The organism is Kitasatospora sp. NPDC058406, assembly GCF_042722765.1.
In the GTDB taxonomy this organism is placed as follows: domain Bacteria; phylum Actinomycetota; class Actinomycetes; order Streptomycetales; family Streptomycetaceae; genus Kitasatospora.
The window spans coordinates 1-21,231 of sequence record NZ_JBHXKE010000174.1 but is presented as its reverse complement, the minus strand read 5'-3'; the positions used below and the strand labels follow the sequence as shown (position 1 = coordinate 21,231).

16 protein-coding genes are annotated in these 21,231 nt (G+C 71.1%); 6 read left to right on the top strand and 10 right to left on the bottom strand.

What is annotated here, in order from left to right:
- Positions 1-146: 146 nt before the first annotated feature.
- The gene (locus ACFWOG_RS28465) at positions 147-587 is read right to left on the bottom strand and encodes an NUDIX domain-containing protein (protein ID WP_380361581.1); all 441 of its coding nucleotides are present in this window, start codon (positions 585-587) and stop codon (positions 147-149) included.
- Between the two features lie 28 nt (positions 588-615).
- Entirely contained in the window at positions 616-2,382 is a 1,767-nt protein-coding gene (locus tag ACFWOG_RS28460; RefSeq protein ID WP_380361579.1) for an asparagine synthetase B family protein, read from the bottom strand.
- Positions 2,383-2,652: 270 nt separating this feature from the next.
- Here ACFWOG_RS28460 and ACFWOG_RS28455 point away from each other — a divergent pair, with 270 nt between their 5' ends.
- Together ACFWOG_RS28455 and ACFWOG_RS28450 are read left to right on the top strand one after the other, a co-directional pair.
- The gene (locus ACFWOG_RS28455) at positions 2,653-4,044 is read left to right on the top strand and encodes a sporulation protein (protein WP_380361577.1); all 1,392 of its coding nucleotides are present in this window, start codon (positions 2,653-2,655) and stop codon (positions 4,042-4,044) included.
- A 92-nt stretch (positions 4,045-4,136) separates the two neighbouring features.
- A complete protein-coding gene (locus tag ACFWOG_RS28450) occupies positions 4,137-4,772 on the top strand; it encodes a hypothetical protein (protein WP_380361575.1) in 636 nt (211 codons plus the stop codon).
- A 34-nt stretch (positions 4,773-4,806) separates the two neighbouring features.
- Here ACFWOG_RS28450 and ACFWOG_RS28445 read toward each other — a convergent pair whose 3' ends face one another.
- From ACFWOG_RS28445 to ACFWOG_RS28435, 3 genes are all read right to left on the bottom strand, one after another.
- Entirely contained in the window at positions 4,807-7,524 is a 2,718-nt protein-coding gene (locus ACFWOG_RS28445) for a cation-translocating P-type ATPase (RefSeq protein ID WP_380361573.1), read from the bottom strand.
- A gap of 53 nt (positions 7,525-7,577) precedes the next feature.
- Positions 7,578-8,519 (bottom strand): polyphosphate kinase 2 family protein, encoded by a 942-nt coding sequence (locus ACFWOG_RS28440; protein WP_329883509.1) that lies wholly within the window; start codon positions 8,517-8,519, stop codon positions 7,578-7,580.
- A 203-nt stretch (positions 8,520-8,722) separates the two neighbouring features.
- A complete protein-coding gene (locus tag ACFWOG_RS28435) occupies positions 8,723-10,465 on the bottom strand; it encodes a SulP family inorganic anion transporter (RefSeq protein WP_380361570.1) in 1,743 nt (580 codons plus the stop codon).
- 609 nt (positions 10,466-11,074) lie between these two features.
- Between ACFWOG_RS28435 and ACFWOG_RS28430 the strand changes: the two genes are divergently transcribed.
- Positions 11,075-13,447, top strand: coding sequence for a discoidin domain-containing protein (locus ACFWOG_RS28430; protein ID WP_380361568.1), 2,373 nt, complete (start codon positions 11,075-11,077; stop codon positions 13,445-13,447).
- Between the two features lie 144 nt (positions 13,448-13,591).
- On the opposite strand, the gene ACFWOG_RS28425 is transcribed toward ACFWOG_RS28430, so the two are convergent.
- The 3 genes from ACFWOG_RS28425 to ACFWOG_RS28415 all read right to left on the bottom strand — a co-directional run bounded on the left by ACFWOG_RS28425 (position 13,592) and on the right by ACFWOG_RS28415 (position 15,318).
- The gene (locus tag ACFWOG_RS28425) at positions 13,592-13,852 is read right to left on the bottom strand and encodes a hypothetical protein (protein WP_380361566.1); all 261 of its coding nucleotides are present in this window, start codon (positions 13,850-13,852) and stop codon (positions 13,592-13,594) included.
- Positions 13,849-14,211 carry a hypothetical protein gene (locus ACFWOG_RS28420; RefSeq protein ID WP_329952428.1) on the bottom strand — a complete coding sequence of 121 codons (363 nt, stop codon included), beginning with the start codon at positions 14,209-14,211 and terminating at the stop codon, positions 13,849-13,851. Before ACFWOG_RS28420 ends, ACFWOG_RS28425 begins: the two co-directional genes overlap by 4 nt.
- A 471-nt stretch (positions 14,212-14,682) precedes the next feature.
- Positions 14,683-15,318, bottom strand: coding sequence for a TetR/AcrR family transcriptional regulator (locus ACFWOG_RS28415; protein ID WP_380361564.1), 636 nt, complete (start codon positions 15,316-15,318; stop codon positions 14,683-14,685).
- Positions 15,319-15,428: 110 nt separating this feature from the next.
- Here ACFWOG_RS28415 and ACFWOG_RS28410 point away from each other — a divergent pair, with 110 nt between their 5' ends.
- Positions 15,429-16,391, top strand: coding sequence for a zinc-binding dehydrogenase (locus ACFWOG_RS28410; RefSeq protein ID WP_355403370.1), 963 nt, complete (start codon positions 15,429-15,431; stop codon positions 16,389-16,391).
- A gap of 166 nt (positions 16,392-16,557) precedes the next feature.
- A complete protein-coding gene (locus ACFWOG_RS28405; protein WP_380361561.1) occupies positions 16,558-17,388 on the top strand; it encodes a DUF4279 domain-containing protein in 831 nt (276 codons plus the stop codon).
- Positions 17,389-17,632: 244 nt separating this feature from the next.
- Here ACFWOG_RS28405 and ACFWOG_RS28400 read toward each other — a convergent pair whose 3' ends face one another.
- On the bottom strand, positions 17,633-17,938 hold the full coding sequence (locus tag ACFWOG_RS28400) for a hypothetical protein (protein ID WP_380361559.1): 306 nt from the start codon (positions 17,936-17,938) through the stop codon (positions 17,633-17,635).
- A 276-nt stretch (positions 17,939-18,214) separates the two neighbouring features.
- Here ACFWOG_RS28400 and ACFWOG_RS28395 point away from each other — a divergent pair, with 276 nt between their 5' ends.
- Positions 18,215-19,924, top strand: coding sequence for an FAD-dependent oxidoreductase (locus tag ACFWOG_RS28395; protein WP_380361557.1), 1,710 nt, complete (start codon positions 18,215-18,217; stop codon positions 19,922-19,924).
- Here ACFWOG_RS28395 and ACFWOG_RS28390 read toward each other — a convergent pair.
- Complete coding sequence (locus tag ACFWOG_RS28390; protein ID WP_380361555.1) at positions 19,908-20,969, bottom strand: polyprenyl synthetase family protein; 1,062 nt, start codon at positions 20,967-20,969, stop codon at positions 19,908-19,910. The two genes, ACFWOG_RS28395 and ACFWOG_RS28390, sit on opposite strands and share 17 nt — an antisense overlap.
- Between the last annotated feature and the right edge of the window lie 262 nt (positions 20,970-21,231).

Below are 21,231 nucleotides of genomic sequence, written 5' to 3'. Positions count from 1 at the left end.
GCAGCTCTTCGACGAACAGCATGCATTCACCTCCTCTCTCTCAGCGGCTCTTGCCGAGGCGGCTTGACTTGTTAAGCACGCGAGATGTCTTCCGGAAGGGGTGGGGCCGCCCGGCCGGCGCCCCCGACCCTCTGAAGGGCGGGGCGTCAGGCGGGCCGGGCGGCGAGGTAGCGGTGGATGCCGTGGCGGATGAACGGCGGGACGGTCAGGACGGGCAGGTGCTCGGGGGCGAAGAACTGGAGCTTGACGCCCTCCGCGAGGGGCAGCGCCTGTTCGTCGCCGTCCCAGGAGGCGGCGAAGAAGGTGATGATCTGGCCGGAGCCGACGGTGTCCTTCGTCTCGAAGAGCTCTTCCAGGTCGTCGACGGCCAGGCCCGCCTCTTCGTCGAGTTCGCGGACGATCGCGATGGCCTGGTCCTCGCCGGGGTCGCAGCCGCCGCCCAGCAGGCTCCAGTGGCCGGGCCAGGCGATGCCGGTGATGTCGTCGCGCAGGTGCAGGAGGAGTTCGCCGCGCCCGTTGGTGATGATCGCGACCGCTCCGCGCGGTTCGGCGGCGGACGGCTCGTCGGGGAGAGTCTGGGAGTCCATCCCCTCACCGTAGTGAGCCGACGGGCCGTCATGCCGCTGTCTCCACCGGCTGGTCGTTGAACCAGGCGGCCGCCATCAGCGACTGCATCCGAGTGCGGTCGAACCGCCCGCCGGGCCTCAGGCCGCCGGCCAGCAGCGGTCGCAGCGAGCGCGGCGCCTGGTTCAGGGCGGCACTGATCTGGGCGGTCGCCCAGGGCTCCAGTGGGCCGGTCAGCCAGCTCGGGACCGGGGAGGCGAAACCGAGCTTGTCCCGGCTGCCCCAGACCTCCGGCGGAAGCCCGAGCGCCTTCGCGGCGTCCCGCAGGATCCGCTTGCCGGCCGCCGGGTCACCAATCTTGTGCTCGACCGGCAGCCGGTAGCAGAATTCGACCAGGTCCCGGGCCAGGAAGGGCGAGCGCCGCTCCAGCGCGAACGCCGACGCCAGCTTGTCGCTCGTCATCACCAGCGGGCGCCAGGCGGTGGCCAGGTCCGCCAGCGTTAGCCCGCGCGCCAAGTCCCCGCCAGCCCGCCGGAGCGCGTCGGCAACGACCTCGCGCATGCGCCCGTCCGGGTCCGAGCCCCGCAGGATCAGCTTCACGATCGCCTCGGCCGGATCCAGCGGGCCGCCCGCCGCGTTCAGGAGCTTGGAGGCCAGCGGCCGGTAGGCCTCCAGCCCGGCGTCCAGCACCGCCTGTGGACCGAACAGGACGAGCGCGTGGCGGACGTAGCCCATCAGGAACTCGTCCGGACCCAGCCCCCCGACCACGACCCGGAGCCCTCGCTCGGCGATCGCCCGGTAGGCCATGTGCTCGGAGAAGGTGGCTGCGTTGCCCATCGGGTAGTCCAGCGCGTGCATGATCTCCGGCAGGCAGCGGGCGAAGTCGGCGGCGGTCGGCTCGATGACGACCAGCTCGGCGCCGATGTCCCGCGCGACGACGGCCGCCGTCGCGGACTCGTCCAGCCGGTCCTGGCCCTGGTAGCGGACCGTGACGCAGACCTGCGGCCGCATCAGGTAGGCCAGCACCGAGGAGTCCAACCCGCCCGAGAGCAGGAGTGCGAAGTCCGAGCCGGGGGCTCGCAGGGGGACGCTATCGGCCAACAGGGTCGAGAACCGGGCGAGTGCCGTGCGGTAGTCGCCCTTCCAGGGCTCCAGGCCCTCCAACTGCCACCAGGTCCGCTGGACGAGCGATCCGGTGGCGATCTCGAAGGCCAGCAGGCCGGCCGGCGGCAGGAGCTGGATACCTTGGAACGGGGTGTCGACGCCGGTCGGCGTCTCGATGGACAGCATCTCCGGTCGGACGACCAGGGGTGCGGTGCCGTAGCCGGTCAGGGTGGTGACCTCGGAGGCGAACGCGAGGCGGCCACCGTCCAAGCGCCAGTAGAGGGGCTTCTCGCCGAGCCGGTCCCGGGCGAGGAAGAGCCGGCCCTCACGGGGGTCGTAGGCGGCGACCGCGAACATGCCGTCCAGGCCGGCCAGGCAGCCGGGGCCGAGCTTGACCCAGGCCCGCAGGACCAGGTGGGCGTCCGTCTCGCCCGCCTCCAGCTGGATGCCCCAACCGGCTGCCGCCTGACGGTAGTTGTAGATCTCGCCGTTGAAGGTGAGGACGACACCGCTGGCCGGGTCCTGGTAGGGGCCGGGCTGGGCGGTGGTGTCGACGATCAGCAGGGTGTTCATGGACAGCACCGCCCGGCCGTCGGCCGAGGTGAGGTGGCGGGTGCCGTCGGGGCCGCGGTGGTGCTGAGCGAGCCCCATCGCGGCGACGGTCGTGTGGTGGCGGACGGCGTCAGCGCCGGCCAGTCCTGCGAGTCCGCACATCTGGTTGTCACCCCCGAGCGTGAATCGGTGGAGGCCCCCGCCGGAGGGTCTGTGGCCCGGTCCGGCGGACGCCCGGGGCATCAGACAACCGCGTCCGGTCAGGCCGGGGCAGGGCTCGCAGGGGGGCTCACAACTCGCGAAAGCGGTTCACTGCGTGCAGCGAAGGCAATACCCTCGGTGATCCGGCGTCAGGTGCCGGGTGTACGAATTCTCGTGCCCGGTCGAGTACGACTCCCCGTGCCCAGTCGGGGACCGATTGAGGGGGACGCTGTGGCGTCGACCACGCGCCGGGCCAAGCCGCCGAACGGCGCTCTGGCCCGGATGATCGACAAGTGCGAGGGCGCCAGCAACAAGTCGCTGGCCCTCCGCGTGAACCAGCTCGCCCGCGAAGCCGGGCTGACCACGACATATACGCATACCTCGGTCGCGAACTGGTGCCGCCGCGGCATGGTCCCCGAGTGGCCGGTGCCCAAGCTCCTGGCCCAGGCCATCAGCGAACGCCTCGGCCGGCCTGTGCAGTTGGCGGAGATCGGTATGGCGGATGCGGAGACACCGGACTCCGCGGTGGGGTTGGATTTCCCGCGAGACCCCGCCGACGCCGTGCGCGTCGCCACTTCGTTCTGGAGCACTGTGGACCGCCGCGACTTCCTCACCGGAACGGGCTTCGCCGTCTCCGCGTTCACCACCCCGGTCACCCGCTGGCTGGTCACGCCCGCCGATGACGCTGCCGCCCACCGAGGCCGCGGCAGGGTCGGTGCCGCGGACCTCGCCGAGCTGCGGGAGGCTGCCGATGACGCTCGGCGGTGGGACTCGAAGTATGGCGGCGGGAACTGGAAGGCCAACTCCGTCACGGCCTGCCTGCAGGAACGCGCGGTGCCGCTGCTGAACGGTTCGTTCAGCGACGGGGTGGGTCGCGAGCTGTTCTCGGTGACCGCCGAGTTGTCCCGTCTGGCCGGCTGGACCGCCTTCGACGTCGGCCAGCACGACGCCGCCCAACGGCACTTCATCCAGGCCCTCCGTCTCGCGCGGGCCGGCGGTGACATCGAGCTCGGCTGCTATGTGCTGACGACCATGGCGATGCAGACCTTGCTGCGGGGTTTCGCCAGCGAGGCCATCGACATGACTCAGGGCGCCTTCCAGCGTGCCAAGGGCCAGGCCGCCCCCAGGGTGCTGGCCTTCACCAAGCTCATCGAGGCCCGGGCCCATGCCCGGGACAGCAACGCCAAGGCGGCTTCCGCCGCGCTGACCGCCTCCGAGACGCTTCTCGACCAGGCCCGCGGCGGCGCCGACGAACCGGCTTGGATCGACTTCTATCACCACGCCCGGCTCTCGGCGGACGCCGCCGAGGTCTTCCGCGACCTGGGGAGGCCGAAGGAGGCTCTTGTCTGGAACGCGCAGGCCGCAGCCATGCAGCCGGGCGTGTTCACCCGCTCAGTGGGGATGCGTCTGGCCATCGTGGGGGCCGCCCATCTCCAGGGCCGCAACCTCGACCAAGGCCTCGCGCTCGGAAACCAGGCCGTCGAGATCCTTGCCCGCGTGCAGTCCTCCCGGGCTCTGGACTACGTCCGCGAGTTCACCGCCGCCCTCGCCCCCTGGCGCCGGGAGACGGCCGTTCGGGAGTTCGTCCACCGAGCGCGTCAGGAGCTCAGGGTCGCTGCCTGACCTGGCCTGACGCCGGGAGAACGCTACGCTCTCGCTGCCAGAATCATGATCAGTACGGATGTTCGGGTGCGACCCGGGGCGAGGGATGACCGATGAACGAGGCAAGCGAGTCCGATCCTGCGGGATCGGATGCGGAGATCAGGCCGACGGAGGCCGCCGGGCCGGTCGCGGCGCCCGAGAGCCCTGCGGGCAGGCGCTGGGGGCGTTGGTGGCTGCTCGGCGGCGCCGCCGCGCTGTCGGCGGCCCTTGTGGCGACAGTGTTGGTGCTCGGTGAGGACGAGTCGGTGGTCGAGCAGTCGATCTGCGGGTTGGAACGGGCGGCCGGCACTCCGCTGAGCACCCTGTTGCCGCCCGGTCGTCCCGGCCTGGGGGAATGGGCGGTGGAACCGCGGGGCGACGAGGGGCGGATCCGCTGGTCCTGCCAGATCACGGTGGACGGTCAGGAGGCCCTCTCGATCTCGATGTTCGAGATGACCGGAGTCGAACGCGACCAGCCCGAGAGTGACCTGTCCCTGGAAGACCTGGTCGGACGTACGGTAGTCAGCTCCAGTGGGTCGTCGGCGATCGAGTACTGCTCCGACGACCGCACCCGGGTGGCGGGCTCTTTCGTGTACGAGAACATGGATCTGCTTCCGACGGACAGGGCGAAGCAGGACAGCCACGCCCGCGCGATGGCCGACGTGGCGGAGGCCGTACTCGCCGGGCGGGGACGGGATGTCTGCCGGTGACGGCAGAACGGGCAACGCCGGCCCCGGCCTGGTGTCACAGTGCGGACCGGCCCCGCCGGGCCGCGACCTTGCCCAGCTCCCACAGGAACAGCAGGGCGAGGGGGGCGAGCAGCGCCCAGCCGAACTGGGCGAGGGTGAGCTCGGTCGTGCCGAGGATGCGCCGGAAGGCGTCCGTCTGTGTCACCAGGACCGCGAGGACGAATTCGCCCAGGGCCGCCAGGTTCATCGGCCTGCTGTCGAAGGTGCTGGTGCTCAGGACGGTGGCGCGTTCGCTGCGGCATTCGTACGCCGCCACGATCAGGCAGAGCGCGAACGCGGTGAAGGCGATCGAGCTGCCGGTCTTCAGGCTTCCGTAGTGGTGTTCACCCAGTTTGATCAGCAGGAGCAGGGCCACGGTGACGGCGAGTCCGCTGAGTCCGACGGTGAGCATGACGGACCGGGTGAGCAGCGATTCGCCGCGCGGGCGCGGGGTGCGCCGCATCAGGCCGGGGCTGGCCAGGTCGAAACCGAGGGCGAAGCCGAAGGGCGCGTTGACGACGAAGTGGATCCACAGCACCTGCGGCGGGGTGAACGGTTCGCCGGCGGCGATGTTGAAGACCGTCGCTCCGAGGAAGGTCAGGACGAAGGTGACCAGGAGCATCAGGACGAACCGGATGTACTTGGTGAGGTTGTCGTAGAGCTTGCGCCCCTCCTCGACGGCGTACACGATGGTGGCGAAGTTGTCGTCGGAGAGGATCATCCGGCCGGCGTTCTTGGCCACGTCGGTGCCGCTGCCCATGGCGATGCCGATGTCGGCGGCCTTGATGGCGGGTGCGTCGTTGACGCCGTCGCCGGTCATCGCGACGACGTCGCCCTTCTTCTTGAGCGTGTCGGCGAGCAGGACCTTGTGTTCGGGCGCGACGCGGCCGACCACCCCGATGTCGTCGATCCGGGCGAGCCGTTCGTGCTCCGGCATCGCGGCGAAGTCCGCTCCGAGGATCGCGGCGCCGGGGATGCCGAGCTGCCGCGCGATGGCCTCCCCGGTGGTGACGTCGTCGCCGGTCACCATGCGGACCCGGATGTGGGCGGCCTGGGCGCTGGCCACGGCGTCCCTCGACTCCGCGCGGGGCGGGTCGACCATGCCGACCAGGCTGGTCATCCGCAGATCGGTGACGAGTGCGAGCAGATCCCCGTTCGCGTCGAACTCCGCCGGGTCGAGATCGCGCTCGGCCGCTGCCATCACCCGGCGGCCCTCGCCCCCCATCCGTTCGGACGCCGCGTCGGCACGGGCGCTCGGCGCGCCGTGCCACGGGACGGTCCGGCCGTCGGCGAGCGCGGTGCCGGCGCGGGCCATGACGGCCGGCGCGGCTCCCTTGACGAAGCAGCGCACGACTGGCCGGCCCGTCGCGTCCACGGCCGAGGTGAAGGTGGCCATCAGCTTGTACTCGGGGTCGAAGGGCAGTGTGGCGAGCCTGGGGTAGCGCTCCCGGGTCGCGTCGATGTCCAGGCCTGCCTTGTGGCCGAGGACGAGCAGCGCACCCTCGGTCGGGTCGCCGACCACCGTGCCGTCCACCAGCCTGGCGTCGCTGGCGATCAGGTACGGCAGGACGGCCTCCTCGACGCCCGCCGAGGATCCGGCCGCGTGGTGGATCCGTCCCTCCAGGCCGTAGCCGCTGCCCGAGACCGTGTAGCGGTCGGTGGGGGTGAGGACCTCGACGACGGTCATCTGGTTCATCGTCAGGGTGCCGGTCTTGTCGGAGTTGATGGCCGAGGTGAAGCCCAGGGTCTCCACGGACGGCAGTTCCTTGACGATGGCGTTGCGCTTGGCGAGGTTCAGGCTGCCCACGGAGAGGATCACCTGGGTGACGGTGGGCAGGGCCTCGGGGATGGCGGCGATGGCCAGCGACACGGCGCTGACGAACAGGGCGTCCCAGGCCTGGTCGCGGCTGCGGCCGAGGGCGAACATCACGACCATGGTCAGGCCGGCCGCCGCCGCGATCCACAGCGTCAGGGTGTTCAGCTCCCGGGTGAGCGGCGTCTGCTCCTTCTCGGTCGCCGAGAGCATCCCGGCGATCTTGCCGAGCTCCGTCCCGGCGCCCGTGCCGGTGATGATCAGCACACCGCTGCCGTGGGTGACCGGGGTGTTCATGAACGCCATGGTGGACTGGTCGCCCGGGCCGAGCCGGTCGCCCGTCAGGGTTCCCGCTCCCTTCACCGCCGGCACGCTCTCGCCCGTCAGCGCAGACTCGTCGATCTGCAGCGAACTGGCCCGGACGATCCGCCCGTCCGCGGGGACGGTGTTGCCGGCGGCGATGAGCACGACGTCGCCGACCACCAGCTGTTCGGCGGGGATCTCCGCCTCGGCCCCGTCCCGCCGGACCCGGGCGGTGGTCTTCATCATCGACCGCAGCGCGTTCATCGCGCTCTCGGCCTTGCCCTCCTGCCTCAGGCCGACGACCGCGTTGAACAGCGTCAGGACGATCAGCAGGACCGCGGTGCTCCACTCCTTGATCGCCAGCGCCACCACGGCGGAGGCGACCAGGATGATCTGCATGTAGCTGCGGTACTGGTCGAGGAATCGCAGCCAGCCCGGCCGCGCACTCTCCTCCGGCAGCGCGTTCGGGCCGTCCGCGGCCAGCAGTTCCGCAGCCCGGGCCGCGGGCAGTCCGACCTCCGGATCCACGCCGAGCCGTGCCGCCACCTCGTCCGGCGGTGTCGCGTACCAGGGCCGCATGGCCGGGCCCGTGTCGGACCGGTCAGCTTGCGGCGCCATGTCCGTACCTCCGAACCATCCCGTTCGTCGCGGAGGCGAGGCCCCTCCGGCGTTCAGTCACGGTGCTCGGCCTCGTACGGGTCGCGCTCGGCGCCTTCGGGGGCCTGCTGCTCCAGGAGCCTTTTGGCGGCCCGCAGTTCCTTGCGGGCCTTCTTGCCGACGGTCGGGTACCGGGGGTCGATCTCCATCAGCGTGTGCGCGAGGACCGCGGCGGCGCAGATGCGCGCGAACCACTTGCGGTCGGCCGGCACGACATACCACGGCGCCCACGGCGTACTCGTGGCGGAGAGCATCTCGGAGAAGGCGTGCTGGTAGTCGTCCCAGCGCTCGCGCTCCCGCAGGTCCGCCGCGGAGAACTTCCAGTTCTTCTCCGGCAGGTCGATCCGCTTCAGGAAGCGTGTGCGCTGCTCCTCCTCGGAGAGGTTCAGGAAGATCTTCACGATCCTGAACCCGTTGTCGCAGAGGTAGCGCTCCCAGTCGTTGATCTCGCGGTAGCGGCGGTCCCAGACGTCCGGACCCTTCGCCGACCCGGGCAGCCTCTGCCGGTCGAGGTTCTCGGGATGGACCCGCACCACGAGGACCTCCTCGTAGTGCGACCGGTTGAAGATCGCGATGTCCCCGCGGGCCGGCAGGCGCCGCGCGTAGCGCCACAGGTAGTCGTGGTCGAGCTCCTCGGTGGAGGGCACCTTGAAGCTGCTGACGTGGACGCCCTGCGGGTTGACCCCGCTCATCACGTGGCGGATCGTCCCGTCCTTCCCGCCCGCGTCGATCGCCTGGAGGCAGAGCAGTACTCCGTAGCTGTCCTGCGCGGCCAGCTTCGCCTGGTACTCCGCCAGCAGGCCGACGCCGGTCCGGAGTAGCTCGACGCCGTCCCGCTTCTTCATCCGGGCCTTGTAGCGGGGGTCGAAGTCCTCGGCGAGGTCCACGCGTGAGCCCGGTTCCACGCGTAGCGGCTCGATGAACTTCGCGATCCGCCTGGCCTGCTTGTGTGTCATCGCCGACACCGCCTCCTCCAGGTCACGGTCACGGGTTCGGATCGTCCGTCCGGTGCGGGCACCGGGCCCGGTGCGTGCCGGTGCGCCGACGCCGGCACGGCGACCCGGCCTGTCGGCCGTCCGGTGGGCACCGGTACCTGTCACCCTCCGGCGGGCCGGAGGGCCTGTCCAACCGGGCGCCGCCGTCCGGGCAGCCGCCCGCCTCACGGCCGGTCGGCGGTCCGCGGCCCGGGGCCGCCGCCGGAGGCCCAGACACGGTAGGCGGTGACGGCGGTGGGAAGCGTGGGGAAGATCCGGTCCGTGCCGACGGAGTCGGTCAGCCCGTACGCGTCCAGGTCGGCCCGCAGGTCCTGCTTGACCCGGGCCAGGGCGAAGACGACGCCGCGTCCGGTCAGCTCGGCCCGGAGCGCCTCCAGCGAGTCGAGCGCGGTGATGTCGACCTCCACGTTGGCCTCCGCGTTGAGGACGAACCAGCGGACGGTCCCGGCCTCCTGGGCGACCGCGGCCAGCGCCCGGCTGCGGAAGTCCTCCGCGTTGGCGAAGAACAGCGGCGAGTCGTAGCGGTAGACGACCAGACCCGGGACCGTGTGCGCCTGCGGGTAGTCGTCGATGTCGTGCATCCCGGGAACACCGGGCACCATTCCCTGGACGGCGTCGTGCGGGCGGGCCACCCGGCTCAGCAGCTCCGCCACCGAAAGCCCCACGGCCACCAGCACCCCGTACAGGATGTCGAGCGCGAGCACCCCGACCAGGCATCCGACGGCCAGCAGGAACTCCCGGCGCCGGAACCCCTTCAGCCGGCGCAGCCCCGCCACGTCGATCATCCGGATCGCGGCGAAGACGACCAGCGCGCCCAGCACGGCCGCCGGCGTGTACGTCAGCAGCGGGCTCAGGAACAGCAGCACGGCGAGCACCGCGACGCCGGCCGTCAGTGCGTACGCCTGGGTGCGCCCGCCCGCCGACTGGGCGAGCGCGGTGCGGCTGGCACTGCTGCTCACCGGGAAGCCGTGCAGGAGTCCGGCGCCGAGGTTGGCCCCGCCGAGGGCGAGCAGCTCCTGGTTGGCGTCCAGCTGCTCGCCCTCGGCGCGGGACTCGAAGGCCCGCGCGGTGAGGATCACGTCGGTGTAGCCGACGAGCAGCATCCCGAGCGCGGGCAGCACGAGGCGGTGCACCTCGCCCAGGTCCGGCAGGGAGGGACTGGGCAGCCCGGCCGGGATCTCGCCGATCACGGCGATTCCGTGGTCCTGCAGTCCGAACGCCGCCACCACCGCGGTGCCGGCGACCACGGCCAGCAGTGGCCCGGGGAAGCGGGGAACGAAGCGGTCGAGGGCGAAGAGGAAGAGCAGTGCCGCCGCGCTGAAGACCATGGTGGCGGTGTCCGCCTGCGAGAGGTGTCCCACGAAGTAGTTCAGCTGCGGACCGAACCCCTCGCCCTCCACCTCGACGCCGGTGAGCTTGGACAGCTGGTCCACCATCATGATCAGCGCCACCCCGGCCAGGTAGCCGATCAGGACCGGCCGCGAGAGGAGGTCGGCGACGAATCCCAGCCGCGCCAGCCACGCCAGCGCGAACAGCACGCCGACCACCACGGCGAGCGTGGCGGCCAGCGCCGCGTAGCGGTCCGCGTCCCCGCCGGCCAGCGGGCCGACCACGGTGGCGGTCATCAGTGCGGTCGTCGACTCGGGCCCCACCGACAGCAGCCGGGAGGATCCGAGGAGGGCGTACACGGCCAGCGCCGGGAGGATCGCCCAGAGCCCTGCGACCGGTGGCAGTCCCGCGACGCCCGCGTAGGCCATGACCTGCGGCACGAGGTACGCCGCGACGGTGCCGCCGGCCAGCAGGTCACCGCGCAGCCAGCCGCGCCGGTAGCCCCTGAGCACGGCGAGCCCGGGGAGTGCAGGTGCCGAGGGGCGTCGTCCGCCGCTCCGTGGACCAGGCTGCGGCATGAATCTCCCTCCGTGACCCGTTCATGATGCGGCAGAGCTTCGTGGATCTGCGGCAAGGCTCCCGCCCAGCGCGTCCGCGCCGGAGGCCGGAACCTTCCGACGTCCTCCTGACGGCCCACCGCGGAGGGCCGTACCACCGAGGCGTCGCCCACGCCGGGCTCCGGTGAACGGTGCAACTCGACAATGCGCATGACCACGCAGTGGATTGCTCAAAGTTGCTCGTAATGATTTGGATTTTATCAACTCTTGACAGATTGCCTGCGGGGGCGCTGTAGTTGCCCCACCCACTCCCGCTCTAGCTCTTCTGGAGCTCGCATGATGTCTTCATGGCGTGGGGGGATGCGGGCGGCCTCGGTCGGCACGGTCCTGGTGCTCGCCCTTGCCGGTCCCCCTCTGAAAGCGGCGGCTGTCGACATGCCGTCCGACCCCGTCTACTCGTCAGCCTCGGGTGTGCTCTTCCCCGGTGTCACACCGGGGCCGGCCACCGGGGCGGCGTCCCCGTCCGGATTCACGCTGTCGAACAACGCTCTTTCGGCCTCGTGGGCGGTGAACGGAAGCAGGGTCTCACTCTCCTCGTTCACGAACTCCGCGAACGGAACTCCCAACAGCGTGCCGGCGGCGATCGGTGAACTGTTCTCGTTCACCCTCGCCGACTCCACCGTCATCAAGTCCTCCCAGTCCACACTCACCTCCGCCCCGACCCTGAGCGCCCTGGCGGCCGATCCCTCTGCGGCCCGCCTGTCCCAGAATGTCGCCGGCAAGGCGGTCGGCATGAGGTTCCGCTGGACATCGGGCGGCAAGGTCCTGGACGTGACATGGAGAGCCGAACTGCGCGACGGCGCGAACAGCGTCCTGCAAAGGTTCACCATCACCCCGGTCAGCGGAACCTTCGACGTCACCAGGCTCCAGCTGATCGACATGACCCTGCCCGGCAGCAGGGTGGGCGGCGGCGATGACGGCAGCCCGGTGGTCGCGGGCCCGCCCGGAGCGGAGACACTCTTCCTCGGTGTCGAGAACCCCATGGCCAAGCCCACGGTCAGCGGGGCGAACGTGACCATCGGCCTCACCCGGGCGGGCGATCTCACCCCCGGGAAGTCCTACGAGTACACCGCCTCCCTCGGCGTCTCCCCGGCCGGCGGTCTGCGGCGCTCCTTCCAGTACTACCTGGCACGCGAACGCGTCCACAGCCGCCACACCTTCCTGCACTACCAGAGCTGGTTCGACCTCAAGCCGCCGGGACTGGTCATCAACTCCTCCGAACTCACCTCCGCCATCAACCTCTTCGGCAGCGAGCTGACCAAACGCGGAGCCAAGATCGACAGCTTCTGGGTCGACGACGGCTGGGACTACCTGCGTTCCCCCAAGAAGGCGGACGAGTCGAACCTCAATGTCTGGTCCTTCGACCCCACCCAGTTCCCCACCGGGTTCGGCCCCCAGGAGAGCGCCGCCGCCCAGTACGGCGGAGCGTCGCTGTCGGTGTGGATGTCACCCTTCGGCGGCTACGGAACCAGCGCGGACGCACGAAACCAGCTGAACAGGAGCAAGCCGGCCGCACAACAGTACGAAACCCACAGCGGCGGCAGGTTCAAACTCAGCGACCCCGCCTACTACGCCCGCTTCCGCGCAGTGGCCTTCGACATGATGGACAACCAGGGCGTCAGAGGCTTCAAGTTCGACGGCATCGGCGGGGGACTCAACCAGTCCGGCCCCAACAGCAACTACCTCACCGACTACGAAGCCCTGCTCGATCTCACCACCGATCTCCGCGGCCGCAACAAGGACGTCTGGGTCAACGCCACCGTCGGAACCTGGGGATCCCCCTACTGGCTCTGGTACGTGGACTCCATCTGGCGCGACGGCGAGGACGCGGGCCAGACCGGCGACGGCTCCCCCCAGGAGAAGTACGTCAACTACCGCGACTCCCAGACATTCCGGAACATCGCCACCCAGAACCCCCACTTCCCCATCCCCTCCGTGATGAACCACGGCATCATCTTCTCCGACCGCGCCACCCAGTTCAGCGCCGACCACGACCTCTCGAAGCAGTCGGTCCGCAACGAGATCTCCAACGACATCCGCTCCTACTTCGCACAAGGAATGGGACTGCAGGAACTCTACGTCCGCAACACACTGGTCCGCCCCGACCTGCCAGGAGCAGCCTGGTTCTGGGACACCCTGGCCGCCAACGCCAAGTGGGCCCGCACCAACCAGGACCTGCTCACCGACGTCCGCTGGATCGGCGGCGACGCAGCAGCCGGCGACATCTACGGCACCGCCGCCTGGAACTCCACCGCCGGCACGTCCAAGGGCATGCTGATGCTGCGCAATCCCTCAGCCACACCGAAGACCTTCGCGGTGGACCCTCAGCAGATCTTCGAGCTGCCCGGCGGCACCCAGGGTGCGTACCGCTTCACCGAGAAGGACGGCCTGCGCGCCGCCTTCACCGCACAACGCGGCACACCGACCGGCATCAAGCTGCAGCCACACGAAGTGGTGGTGTTCGAGGCCGCGCCCACCACCGGCACCGCCGCCTACACCGCCATCCCGCGCGACGGCTGGACGGCCACCGCCGACAGCACCGAAACCGTACGGGAGAACGGCCAAGCCACCAACGCCATCGACGGAAACAACTCCACCATCTGGCACACGCAGTACGGCACCGGCATCACCCCCATGCCGCACTGGATCGACATCAACCTGGGCCGGTCCCGAACCGTGGGAAGGCTCGACTACCTCCCGCGCCAGGACGGCGGCACCAACGGCACCATGGCCGACTACCAGATCCTGACCAGCACCGACGGAAACAACTGGACCGCCGTGGCGAGCGGCACCCTCCCGCCCGGTTCAGGCGTCAGGACGATCACCTTCCCCGACACCACCACCCGCCACATCCGACTGAAAACCACACGAGCCGCCAACGGTGCCGGCTACGCCTCAGCCGCTGAGATCAGCCTCTACCAGCGACAGGCCACCGCACGATGACCATGCCGGTACCAGCAACACCACCAGCATGACCGGAAGGCCGACCCACCCCATGGTGGGTCGGCCTCTGCCCCGGCCCACACGGTGCGCGCCCAGGAATCAGAGCGTTCCAGGAGCCCCGACCGAGCCGCCCGTGCGAGCGCCTCACGCGCACTCCACGCCGGGTTCGGCGGGCGGCGCGTGCGCAGGTGGCCGGGCGGCCGGTGGGTGGGCGGCGTGGATGCACGGGCCCGGGGGTGTGTGGTGCCTGGTGATCCGGTGTACGGTCCCGCGTGCGTCCACGGCCCACAGCACGTCCGCGGCGACCTCGCGCCGGGCCATGCGGACGATTCCGGGGCCGCCGCCGGGCAGGTCGACCGTGCGCCCCACCCAGCGGGACCAGGCCGGATCCGAGCTCGTGATCACCGCCCCCACCCCCATTGGGCGATCAGCGCAGACGCCGGGAGTTCGATCACACGGTTTCCCGAACTGGTGAGTTGGGACCAGATCGAGCGCGCTTCGAGGTCGGAGAGCGAGAAGACGAACGGGCCCGGGACGAGCACCGCGCGGAAGGCGCCCGCGGTCAGCAGCCCGATCAGACGCTGGAGGGCGGGAAGCGGTCCCCGGGAGCGGCAGCCGTTGTCGAGGAACACGGCCGGAGGCGCGAACCCGAGCTCGTTCGCGAGGTGCCGCAGTGCGTGCAGGTGCGTTCCCATCCCGCTCGGGTCGAAGGGGTAGCAGCGCAGGTAGACGGCTGCGGAAGTATCGGTACGAACCGGTTTCATGTGTCACGCCCCGGGAATCCGGATAATCCGGGACAGTGCCCCGGAATCGGTCATGGCGACAGGAAACCGCTCGGGGACCCGCCGGGGCCAGCCCCACCGGTTATCGTTCTCGTCACGGTTCGGCCGAGGAACGGGGCGATCGACGCGCACCGGGAGCGGGATCCGTCCCGCCCGAGGCGCCCCGGCGGGCCATGGGGCGACCGGGAATCACGCGTCCTGGCGGTGCGGCGGTCCTTCGGTCCCGCTGTAGCTACCCAGAGTAACCGTCAGTCCAAGGATGCTTCGACGACATCACCACAGCCGATCCGGCGAGCTTTCAACAGGTGGCGCGGATCCGCGGCGAGGAACCTCCCGAGGCCACAGTGCACAACTTCTCGGCGAAGTACGTCGACCGATTCGGTGAGCGCACCCTTCAGACCTCGGAGAGCCGGGAGAAGTCGGGAAGGCCCGGGGGCCGACTGTGCTGCCACCCTACATCGGTGTACGGGTCCGCAGGTGCGGCGCCGGCGGCAGAGGTACGGGTGCTTCCGTTTCGGGTGCGGCGCGGAACGCCTCGATCACGTAGGCGGCGAAGCGGCGGGAGGCCGTGAGCCGGGCAGGGCCCGGGGCATCGTGGAGGCCCCGGTGGGCCATGAGCATGAGGATCAGGTCGTCGACGACGAAGTCGGCGCGGAGCCGGCCGGTCTGTTGGGCGCGGCGGGCCAGTTCCGCGATGGCACGCTCGGCCTGCTCGCGGTCGGCGGCGAAGTCCGCGGCGTCGGGATTGGCGGCTATGAAGGCGTCGGCGAATCCCCGGCTGTACGCGTGGAGTTCGCAGATCCGCTCGATCAGGCTCCGGAATCCGTGCCACGGGTCGGGGTCCGTGAGGGCGTCGCGGACGGCGGTGCGGCAGGCCCGGCGTTGCTCGCTGAAGGTCTGGGCGATCAGCGCCTGCTTGGTCGGGAAGTGCCGGTAGAGCGTGGCGTGGCCGACTTCCGCGTGCCGGGCGATGTCGCGCATGGGTGCGCCCAGGCCGCTCTCGCCGAACACGGTGCGGGCGGCGGCCAGGATGCGGGCCCGGTTGTCACGCGCGTCGGAGCGTGCAGCCCGAGACAAGTGGCCGGTCATCGTCTCTCATTTCGGTCGGGCGGACGGGTCCGTCCGTTACGTTCCGATGGCGGTGCTGCCTCACGGTCGCAGCAGCGGTGTCCCTCCGTCCAACGGCCCGTGGAGCAGAGATGAAAGCCGTCGTCATCGAGAGGTTCGGAGACCCCAGTGGTCTGGAGGTCGTCGACCTGCCCGTGCCCGCCCCCGCTCCGGGGCAGGTGCTGGTCGCCACGGAGGCGGTCGGGGTGGGTGGTGTGGACGCCGTTATCCGCCGGGGCGCGCTCGCCGCCTACGGTTTCCGGGCGGGCCATGTCCTGGGCAGTGAGGCCGCGGGGCCTGTCATCGCCGTGGGTGAGGGCGTGGACCGTGAGTGGATCGGGCGGCGTGTGTGGGCGTTCACCGGTCTGTCCGGCGGGTACGCCGAGCAGTCCGTCGCCTCGGTCGACGACGTTCTCGAACTTCCCGACGGCCTGACCGGCGTCGACGCGGTCGCCCTCGGCGGCTCCGGGGTGGTCGCCCATTTCGCGCTGGAGCGGGCCCGCTTCGTTGCCGGGGAGACGGTCCTCGTGCGGGGTGCGGCCGGCAGCATCGGGATCACGGCGGTTCAGCTTGCCGCCAGGGGCGGCGCGGGTACGGTGGCGGTCACCGCCTCGTCGGCCGGGCGCGGCGAGCGGCTGAAGGACCTGGGAGCCACGTACGTCCTGGACCGCGCGGGTGAGGGCGGCCCGGACACACCGGCGGGCTTCGACGTCGTTGTCGACGTGGTGGGAGGCCCCCAACTGCCTCGGTTCCTGGACAGGTTGAACCCCAACGGGCGGTACGTGGCCGTCGGTGTGGTCGGAGGGCAGCCTCCGGCGGACTTCGGCATGCGCCTGATGGACGCCTTCCGCAGGTCGCTGTCGTTCGCCACCTTCAGCTCCGACACCGTGCCCGGCCCCGACCGGCAGGCCGTTCGGGCCGCCCAGTTCGCCGACGCCGCGCGCGGGGACCTGCGCACGGTCGTGCACGAGGTGCTGCCGCTGGACGAGGCGGCCCGGGCCCACCGCGCGATGGACGCGGGAGAGGTGTTCGGGAGGGTCGTCCTGGCGCCCTGAACCCGCACGGGGCGGCGGCGCTCACGTCTTGATCCGGGCCACGGGGCGTCGACGGCACCGGGCCGTCGTCCGCCGCCGTCACGGCCCTCCCGGCCGCACGCCGTCAGGACGGCGTCTACCAAGAAACCTGCTGGCCAAGTGCACGGTGACCTGTCATGGTGTCGCCGTGCCTGACGAACCGATGGAGCTACCGCCGATGCCGCCCTCGAAGTGGTCGGCCGGATCCCTGCGGATCACCAGCTGGACCATCTGTGCGAGTGAGATCTCGGTGCGGCTGGGCATCAGCCCCGACAGCGAGTACGAGCGGGGAAGCCTCTCAAGTCCACGGAACCCGCTCAGCCAGCGGCGTGAGGCCGCCGTCTGGATTCTCGAGAGTGGCCTGGACAACGACCGGTGGCCCGAGGAGCACGTGGCCGAACTCCTCCGTCGTCTGGCCGGCAAGCACGAAGCGTTGGCGAACCTGGCCGCTGACTGCAAGCTGGAGCTGTTCCTCGGCTTCGGCAGTGAGAACGGCCAGGGCGGATGCGCTCTTCCCGCCGCTCTCCTTCGAGAGGCCGGAGACCTCGGCCTCGACATCGCGCTGGACCTGTACCCGCAGGCACCCGACGACTGTGCCGGGTCCGATGACGCGGCCGACGACCCTGGCCGGCCCGACACCGAGGCGGGATGGGACGGCCCCTACTATCGAGTCCGCAACGACGACTTCGAGGTCCGCTTCCTCCCGGATCCGTACGAGGCTCTCGACGGCGTCTGCAACACCGATGCCGAAGTCCTCCTCCCCGACGGATCACGGTGGGGCGCGACGATCCTGACCGTCGACGAAGTCGGCCGGCTGATGAACCGGTGGGACGGCACCGGAGAAGCCCTGCGCGGTCGGTACTTCTCGTGCCCCGACGGCGTCATCGTCCGCTCCGCAGGCATAGCGGGGATGGTGGATGTGATCGCTGGGCTGCTGGAGACGGGAGAGCTCCGGCACACCCTCAAACGACTGGACTGATCGGCGTGACGGCTACCGAGCCTTCGACCTCCGTGTTCGCTCGGCCACACCCGTCGTGCGTCGGACGGTTCGCGGATCCGTAGGCGGAAAGTGTCCTGCGGTCACTGGGTCTCGCGCGGCGCGGATCATCTCCAGGTCCGTGTACGGGGCCGGTTCCCGGTAGCGGCGCCGCTTAGCCGAATTGATCGTAGGTCGGCTCGGGATTTCAGAAGGACAGGGGCCCGGCCGCGCACTACGACGTCTCCTACTCGAACGGCTCGTCGCTCCAGCGGAACCAGGCGCGGTCACCGTCGACATGGAGCAGGAACTCGGCCACCGGGCCTGTCGGGGCGGCCAGCTCCAGGGTCCGGCGGATCTCATCGGTGACGGCTTCCCACTCGCCGATGTCCTCCTCCTCGACCAGCACGAGCTCGCGATCGAACAGCGGCTTCACCGCGGCGAAGCCGGGAGCGGGCAGGAACCGGCCTGACACCCAGGGGAAGTCGACGTCCTCGATCACGATCTCGCCGACAACCTCACCCTGCTTCCGCAGCTGCCAGATCTCGCCCATCAGCAACACAATTGTCGCCTCTCCCACGAACCGGAACCGTCCGAAGAAGCCTTTCACACAGCTCTGACACCCGCTGAGCACCAGGGACGGCGGCCTGACGGCCGGAAGAGGCGCCCCCGCCTGCCCCGGCACCCGCACTCCCACACGAGCGCGTCCACTCACCCCGCCGCGCCCGCCGGTCGCGGGCCGGGCGGACGGCTGACGAACCGTCTGCCCTATCGTTCCCGTACGGGTCGGGTGGGGCCGTGAGCGGTGGTCGGCCGGAAGGGGTGCGGGGTGTCGGGGGGTTCGGGGCGGACGGTCGTGGTGCTGGGTGGTGGGGTGGCCGGGCTGACGGCGGCCATGGAGCTTGCGGAGCGCGGCTTCGAGGTGACCGTGGTGGAGCCCTCCGGGTGGGGCGGCAAGGCCCGTAGCGCCTCGGTCCCCGGGACGGGGACCGGCGGGCGGCTCGACCTGCCCAGCGAGCACGGGTTCCGGTTCTTCCCCGGCTTCTACCAGAGCCTGCCCGACACGATGCGGCGGATCCCCCTGGAGGGCTCGTCCTCGGGCGTGGAGGGCAACCTGCGGGAAGCGCCGCAGATGCTGTCCGCACGGTCGGGGCGGATCGGCGAGACGGTCGCCGACGTGTCCCAGGCCACCGGCCCGAGGACACCCCTGCAGATCCTCCGCGCCCGGGGCATGAGGCTGGGCGCCGAGGGCGAGCTGAACGAGGAGCTGCTGTACTTCGCCAACCGCATGCTGGTCTACATGACCAGCAGCGCCGAGCGGCGGCTGGGACAGTGGGAACGGACCTCCTGGTGGGACTTCACGGCCGCGGACGGCGCCTCCGAGGAGTACCGCAAGGTGTGCGTCGTCGGGGCGACCCGCACGGTGGTGGCGGCCAGGGCGGAGGTGGGCAGCGCGCACACCGTCGGGGGGTTCCTGGAGGCCTTCGGCTACGGGTTCCTGGGCCGGGGCGAGGCGCAGGCCGCCGACCGGGTCCTGAACGCGCCGACCAGCACGGCCTGGATCGACCCGTGGGTGCGGCACCTGGAGCGGCTGGGGGTGCGGCTCGAACTCGGCTGGCGGGTGGAGCGCCTGAGGGTGCGGGGGCGCGCCGTAGTCGGCGCGGTGCTGCGCGGCCCGGGCACCCGGCGGCGGGATGTGGACGCCGACTGGTACGTGTGCGCGCTCCCCGTCGACCGGATCGGGGCGCTGCTGGAACGCGGCCTGGCCGAGGCCGACCCCGAGCTCAAGAAGACGGCGGGCCTGCGTACCGACTGGATGGTCGGCCTGCAGTTCTACCTCACCGAACCCACCCCGATCACCCGCGGCCACGTCATCTACCAGGACTCCCCGTGGGCGCTGACCTCCATCAGCCAGGCCCAGTTCTGGGACACCGACTTCCGCGCCACCTACGGCGACGGGACGGTCGCCGACTGCCTGTCGGTCGACATCTCCTCCTGGGACACCCCCGGCATCCTCTACGGCAAGCCGGCCCGCGAGTGCACCCGGGCCGAGGTCGTCGCCGAGGTCTGGGCCCAGCTCAGCGACGCCCTCGACGACGGGCGTCGGCGGAGCCTCCACGAGGGTCTGCTCCACTCCTGGCACCTGGACCCGGCCGTCAGGAACCTCGACGGCCCCGGGCCCGCCACCAACGACGAGGCCCTGCTGATCAACACCACCGGTTCCTGGGAGCTGCGCCCGACGGCGGAGACGGCCGCGGTGAACCTGTTCATGGCCGGCGACTTCGTCCGCTGCCCGGTCAACCTGGCCACGATGGAGGGCGCGAACCAGAGCGGCCGGGCGGCGACGAACGCGCTGCTGCGGGCCGCCGGCCACGGCGGCGAGCCGGCCGTCGTCCACGCCCTGTACGAGGCGGAGGAGCTCCGCCGGCTGAAGGAGGTGGACGCCGCGCTCTACCGGCAGGGCCGGGCGCACATCCTCGACACCCCGCCGCCGTGGTCCTCCCGCGCGGGGGAGGACCGCTTCAGTACGACCGGGTGACGATCAGTTCGCAGAGCGCGTCGAGGTCGTCGACGGCTCCGGGTACCGTGCCCGGTTCGTCGGCGAGCTGCCGCAGCCGGAGCCGGGCCTCCTCCGCGTGCCCGGCGGCGCGCTCCACCGTCCAGCGCCGGCCGCCGGCTTCCTCCACCAGCAGGGCCAGCGCCGCCTCCTCGGCGCGGTCCGGGGAGGCCGGCAGGGAGTAGCGGCGGGCCAGTTCGTCACCTGCCGCGGTGTCCGAGGCCATCGCGGCGACCACCGGTACCGAGAGCTTGCGCGCCCGCAGGTCCGCGAAGACCGGCTTTCCGGTGACCGCATCGTCGCCCCAGATCCCCAGCACGTCGTCCACCAGCTGGAACGCCATGCCCAGGTCGTGGCCGAACGCGGCCAGGGCCTCGACCTGCGCCGGTGCGCCGCCGCCGTAGAGGGCGCCCAGACGGCAGGCACAGGAGATCAGGGACGCCGTCTTGCCGGACACCATCTCCAGGCACTCGGGCAGTCCGATACGCGGCTCACCCTCGAACAGCACGTCCAGGCCCTCACCCACCGCGAGCCGGACGAGCGTGTCCAACAGGGCCGCCGTGGCCTCGCCCGCGACCGCCTCGCCTGAGTCTGCCCCGCCCGCGACCGCTTCGCCGCCGGGGCCTGCGAGCACCTCGAACGCCACCATCAGCAGCGCGTCGGCGGACCTGGTCGCGGCGGCAGGCCCGAACACCTCCCAGGCGGAGGCGCGGTGACGACGGACCGCATCGCCGTCCAGGACGTCGTCATACAGCAGCGACAGGTTGTGCACCATCTCCACCGCCACGGCGGCGGGTGCCGCGTGGTCCGGCTCCCCTCCCACCGCCCGGGCGCAGCTCAGGGTCAGGGCCGCCCGGACGTTCTTGCCGCCGCGCCCCCCAGCCGGGGATCCGCCGGACCATCCGAAGTGGTACGCCGCCACCTCCCCGAGCGCACCGCCCAACTGCCCGACCCAGTGCCGCAACTGCGGTTCGCAGGTGGCTGCCGCGCCCCGCAGCAGCGACTCGGCCCGCGTACGATCCGACAACACCCAGCCCACCCCGTTCCCCCGGCCATCCCCGCCCCGGGCGGCACCCGGGCGAGCCTACGCGACCGCCCGGGCGTGCTGCCCCTCGCCGAGCAGGCCGGCCCGGTGCCCGGCGCTCCCGTCTCGCTCGGGGACACCGCCCCCGGTGTCGTCAGCGACCGGACGACCGGACGACCGGACGACCGGACGACCGCGCGCCGGGCGGTCCCCCGCGCGCGGCCCCACGGCTCCGGGGCGCGGAGGGCGCCGGGTGGGGAGGCCC

Bases quoted from the DNA above. Each gene is read 5' to 3' on its own strand.
- ACFWOG_RS28445 (WP_380361573.1), bottom strand. From the start codon at position 7,524: ATGGCGCCGCAAGCTGACCGGTCCGACACGGGCCCGGCCATGCGGCCC.
- ACFWOG_RS28465 (WP_380361581.1), bottom strand. From the start codon at position 587: ATGGACTCCCAGACTCTCCCCGACGAGCCGTCCGCCGCCGAACCGCGC.
- ACFWOG_RS28450 (WP_380361575.1), top strand. From the start codon at position 4,137: ATGAACGAGGCAAGCGAGTCCGATCCTGCGGGATCGGATGCGGAGATC.
- ACFWOG_RS28400 (WP_380361559.1), bottom strand. From the start codon at position 17,938: ATGGGCGAGATCTGGCAGCTGCGGAAGCAGGGTGAGGTTGTCGGCGAG.
- ACFWOG_RS28415 (WP_380361564.1), bottom strand. From the start codon at position 15,318: ATGACCGGCCACTTGTCTCGGGCTGCACGCTCCGACGCGCGTGACAAC.
- ACFWOG_RS28420 (WP_329952428.1), bottom strand. From the start codon at position 14,211: ATGAAACCGGTTCGTACCGATACTTCCGCAGCCGTCTACCTGCGCTGC.
- ACFWOG_RS28435 (WP_380361570.1), bottom strand. From the start codon at position 10,465: ATGCCGCAGCCTGGTCCACGGAGCGGCGGACGACGCCCCTCGGCACCT.
- ACFWOG_RS28460 (WP_380361579.1), bottom strand. From the start codon at position 2,382: ATGTGCGGACTCGCAGGACTGGCCGGCGCTGACGCCGTCCGCCACCAC.
- ACFWOG_RS28410 (WP_355403370.1), top strand. From the start codon at position 15,429: ATGAAAGCCGTCGTCATCGAGAGGTTCGGAGACCCCAGTGGTCTGGAG.
- ACFWOG_RS28440 (WP_329883509.1), bottom strand. From the start codon at position 8,519: ATGACACACAAGCAGGCCAGGCGGATCGCGAAGTTCATCGAGCCGCTA.